5 protein-coding genes are annotated in these 4,168 nt (G+C 70.1%); 3 read left to right on the top strand and 2 right to left on the bottom strand.

Features of this window, described 5'->3' with window-relative positions; all coding sequences use genetic code 11:
• On the bottom strand, window positions 1–201 hold a 201-nt coding region (locus CON77_RS13575; RefSeq protein ID WP_304442162.1), incomplete at its 3' end, for a heme-dependent oxidative N-demethylase subunit alpha family protein.
• Window positions 202–240: 39 nt separating this feature from the next.
• Here CON77_RS13575 and CON77_RS13570 point away from each other — a divergent pair.
• The 3 genes from CON77_RS13570 to CON77_RS15385 all read left to right on the top strand — a co-directional run bounded on the left by CON77_RS13570 (window position 241) and on the right by CON77_RS15385 (window position 2,960).
• Complete coding sequence (locus CON77_RS13570; protein ID WP_101049983.1) at window positions 241–1,224, top strand: CheR family methyltransferase; 984 nt, start codon at window positions 241–243, stop codon at window positions 1,222–1,224.
• Window positions 1,225–1,233: 9 nt separating this feature from the next.
• Window positions 1,234–1,893 (top strand): Tar ligand binding domain-containing protein, encoded by a 660-nt coding sequence (locus tag CON77_RS13565; RefSeq protein ID WP_101049981.1) that lies wholly within the window; start codon window positions 1,234–1,236, stop codon window positions 1,891–1,893.
• A gap of 11 nt (window positions 1,894–1,904) precedes the next feature.
• A complete protein-coding gene (locus CON77_RS15385; RefSeq protein ID WP_101049979.1) occupies window positions 1,905–2,960 on the top strand; it encodes a PAS domain S-box protein in 1,056 nt (351 codons plus the stop codon).
• Between the two features lie 24 nt (window positions 2,961–2,984).
• Here the strand turns inward: CON77_RS15385 and mnmE are convergent.
• On the bottom strand, window positions 2,985–4,168 hold a 1,184-nt coding region (gene mnmE / locus CON77_RS13555; protein WP_101049977.1), incomplete at its 5' end, for a tRNA uridine-5-carboxymethylaminomethyl(34) synthesis GTPase MnmE.

Genomic DNA, 4,168 nt, shown 5'->3' with positions numbered 1-4,168 from the left:
GGCCAGGTGGCCGCGGATTGGGAACAGCAAGGCGTTGCTGCGCGGCAGGCGCCACAAGGTCTGCAATTCCACCCGCAGGTGCAGCTTGCGGCCGATGTTCTCGGGCGTGAGCGAGGCGCGGTCGGGGCCCCACTCGGGGTAGGTTTCGGGCGCGGTGTCGAGCCGCGGGTTGACCGTCATGGTCCAGTTCAGGCGCCGCACCGGCTGGCCCAGGACCCGGCCGACAGCGCCTTCAATGGCATGCCCGGGGCCGCGGTGCGGGCCGGTGTGGTCGACGCGGCCCTGCCCATTCCGGCCCTGGCCGAGGCCCTCAATGGCCCGGTGTCGGCGCGGCCCCGGGACCCGGGGCCCAGTCTCTGGCCCGACGACGCGGTGCCCCCGGTCGTGGGCGACCCCGATGCCGACGATTGGACGCAGTTGCTGGACCGCGTGCGGCTCCTTGCCGGCCTGGACATGGGCGGCTACAAGCCCGACACCCTCTGGCGCCGGGTGCAACGCCGGCTGCAGACCCTGCACCTGCCGCACCTGCGCGCCTACCTCGCCTATGGCGACCGCCACCCGCAGGAGTGGCACGTGCTGCAGCACCTGTTTCTGGTGTCGTATTCGGTGTTCTTTCGCGACCGGGCGGTGTTCCAGGTGGTCTGGGCGGCGCTGCGCGAGCGGGTTCGGGCGCTGCCGGCGTCGGCCCCGATCCGCCTGTGGGTGCCGGGTTGCGCCCGAGGCGAGGAGGCCTACACCTTCGCCATCATGCTGGTCGAGCTGCTGGGCGAAGCCGAGGCGGCCGCCCGCGTCAGCATCTGGGGCACCGACCTCAACGCCGAGGCCCTGGCGCAGGCGCGCAGCGGCCGTTACCGCCGTTCGGCCCTGCGCGAGGTCGAGGCGCCGCTGGTGGAGCGCCACTTCGACGCGTTCGATGGCGAGTTCCAGGTCCGCCCGGCGCTGCAGGCCTGCTGTCGCTTCGAGCAGCGCAACGTGTTCGACCCGGTCGAGCCCGCGGCCTTCGACATGGTCAGCTGCCGCAATGTGTTGATCTACCTGAAACCCGAATGGCAGGCCCGGCTGCTGCTGCAGCTGCACCGCGCCCTGCGGCCCGATGGGCTGCTGCTGGTCGCCCCGGTCGAGTCGGTGGAGACGGACGGCGTGCGCCTGTTCACCGCGCTCGACCGCGACCACCGCCTGTACCGGCGGCGCGAGCGCGGCCACAGCCCGACCCCGATGGAATAGGATTGCACCGTGAAGTTGTCGAATTTTTCCATCCGCAGCCAACTCGTCACCCTGATCGGCACCCTCCTGCTGATCGTGCTGGGCTTGAGTGGCGTCGCCTTGTTCCAACTCGGCCGGGCCAACGACCGCCTGATCGAGATGTACCAGGAGGCCCTGCTGCCGATGGAGGACCTGAAAATCGTCTCCGACATGTACGCCGTCGAGGTGGTGGACACGGTGCACAAGGTGCAACACCAGGCCATCACCTGGGCCCAGGGCCGGGACAAGGTGCGCGCGGCCGAGGCCCGGCTGGTGCTGCACTGGCGCCGTTACCTGTCGCACCCCCGGCCCGAGGCCGAGCAGGTGATGGCGGCCGACGCCGAGGCCTTGATGAGCCTGGCCAACGCCACCATCGTGCAGCTCAAGACCACGCTGGCGGCCGAAGACGGGCCGGCCCTGGCCGCGTTCTCGGTCCAGCGGCTCTACCAGACGGTCGATCCCATCACCGCCCAGATCGGCATGCTGATCGAGTCCCGCGAAAACCGGGCGCGCTGGGCCTACCAGACTTCGCAGACCGATTACGCCCGCACCCGCGCCATCTTTGTGGCGCTGCTGGTGCTGCTGGCCACCGTCGGCTTGGTGCTGGGCGGGGTGGTGGTGCGCGGNNGCGCATCGCCCAGGGCGACCTGAGCCAGCGCCTGGTGGTCGAGGGCAACAACGAATCGGCCCAGCTCATGCGCGCCCTCAACCAGATGCAGGAGCAGCTGCAAGGGCAGGAAGACCAGCGCTGGGTCAAGGGCCATGTGGCCGAAATCACCGCCGCCCTGCAGCAGGCCAACAGCTACACCGAGTTGGGGCAGGTCTTCCTGTCGCGCACGGCGCCGCTGCTCGGGGCCGGCCACGCGGTGTTCTACGTCATGAACCCCGACGGCCGGCTGCAACTGCTGTCCACCTACGGCTACCAGCAGCGCAAGGAACTGAGCAACCTCTACAGCGTGGGCGAAGGCCTGGTCGGCCAGTGCGCCCTGGAGCGCACGCCCATCACCGTCACCCACCCGCCGTCCGATTACGTGCGCATCGCCTCCGGCCTGGGCGACGGCGTGCCGGTCAACATCGTGCTGTTGCCGGTGCTCAAGCTCGACGAGGTGCTCGGCGTGCTGGAACTGGCGGCTTTCCATGCCTTTGCGCCGCGCGAACTCGCGCTGCTCGACACCCTCGTGCCGATGATGGCGCTCAACCTCGAAATCCTGCAACGCAAGATGCGGGTGCAGCGCCTGCTGGAAGAGTCGCAGGACCAGGCCCTGCGCATGGAGAAACAGGCCGCGCAGCTGGAGGAGCAGGCCGTCGAGATGGAGGCCCAGCAGGCCGACCTGATGGACACCGAGGCTTGGTACCGCAGCATCGTCGAGTCCTCGCCCGATGGCCTGCTGGTGGTCAACGAGTCCGGCACCATCATCCTGTGCAACGCGCGCATGGAAGAGGTGTTTGGCTACGCCTGCGGCGAGCTGCTGGGGCAGGCGGTGGAGGTGCTGGTGCCCGACAGCGTGCGCGCCCACCACCCGCAGAACCGCGCCCGCTTCATGGCATCCGAGGGTTTCCGCTCCATCGAGTCGGGGCTGGCGCTGCGCGGACGGCGCAAGAACGGCGAGGAATTTGCCGCCGAATTCGGCCTGAGCCTGCTGCCGGCCCGCGGCGCGCGGGGGCGTTGCGTGGCGGTGTCGGTGCGCGACATCAGCCACCGCCCGGTGGCGCAGTGAGCCGGGCGGGCGGTTCGCGCGCCCTTACTTGCCGATGCAGAACGACGAAAAGATCACGCCCAGCAGGTCGTCGGCGCTGAAAGCCCCGGTGATCTCGTTCAGGGCGTTCTGCGCCAGGCGCAGTTCTTCGGCCAGCAGGTCCAGCGACTGGGCCTGGGCCGCCAGGTGGGCGTCGGCGCAGGCCAGGTGGTCCTGCACCCGGTGCAAGGCCTGCACGTGGCGTTCGCGCGCGATGTACAGGCCTTCGGCCCCGCTTTGCCAGCCGGCCAGTTGCAACAGGCGCTGGCGCAGCGCGTCCAGCCCCGTGCCGGTCTTGGCCGACAGCCGCAGGTGCTCGTGGGGGGCGTGGCCGGGCGTCTCGGGCATCGCCGCGGGCTGCACCGCCTCGGTGGGCGTGCCCACATCGGCCTTGTTCCACACGTCGATCACCGTGACCTGGGCCGGCAGGCGCGCGTCCAGCAGGGCGGCGATCTCGGCGTCGGCCGCGCCGTAGGCGGCTTGGTCGGCGCGGGTCAGGTCGTGCAGGAACAGCACCGCGTCGGCCGCCTCAATTTGCCCCCAGGCGCGCTCGATGCCGATGCGCTCGACCTCGTCGATGCCCGCGCCTTCGCGCAGGCCGGCGGTGTCGATCACGTGCAACGGCACGCCTTCGATCTGGATGGTCTGCTGCACCACGTCGCGCGTCGTCCCGGCGATCGGGGTGACGATGGCCAGCTCCGCCCCGGCCAGGGCGTTGAGCAGCGAGCTTTTGCCGGCGTTGGGCTGCCCGGCGATGACCACCTTGATGCCTTCGCGCAGCAGCGCGCCCTGGCGGGTTTTCTGCAGCACCGTGTTCAGCTGGGCCTGCAACCGCGTCAACTGGCCTTGGGCGTCGGCTTTCTGCAGGAAATCGATCTCTTCTTCGGGGAAGTCCAGCGTGGCTTCCACCAGCATGCGCAGGTGGATCAGCGCCTCGCGCAGGGTGTGGATCTCGCGCGAAAAATCGCCCGACAGCGACCGCGAGGCGCTGCGCGCCGCCGCCTCGGTGCTGGCGTCGATCAGGTCGGCAATCGCTTCGGCCTGGGTCAGGTCGATCTTGTTGTTCAGGAAGGCGCGTTCGGTGAACTCGCCCGGCTGGGCCAGGCGCAGGCCCGGCAGGCGCGGTCGGCCCGTGGTGGGCTCGGTTTCGGCCGCCGCGGCCAGGCAGCGCGCCAGCAGCAGCTGCAGCA

The organism is Macromonas nakdongensis, from assembly GCF_002837145.1.
Lineage (GTDB): Bacteria > Pseudomonadota > Gammaproteobacteria > Burkholderiales > Burkholderiaceae_C > Macromonas_B > Macromonas_B nakdongensis.
This window is presented reverse-complemented; position numbering and strand designations above follow the sequence as displayed.

Bases quoted from the DNA above. Each gene is read 5' to 3' on its own strand.
- CON77_RS13570 (WP_101049983.1), top strand. From the start codon at position 241: ATGCCCGGGGCCGCGGTGCGGGCCGGTGTGGTCGACGCGGCCCTGCCC.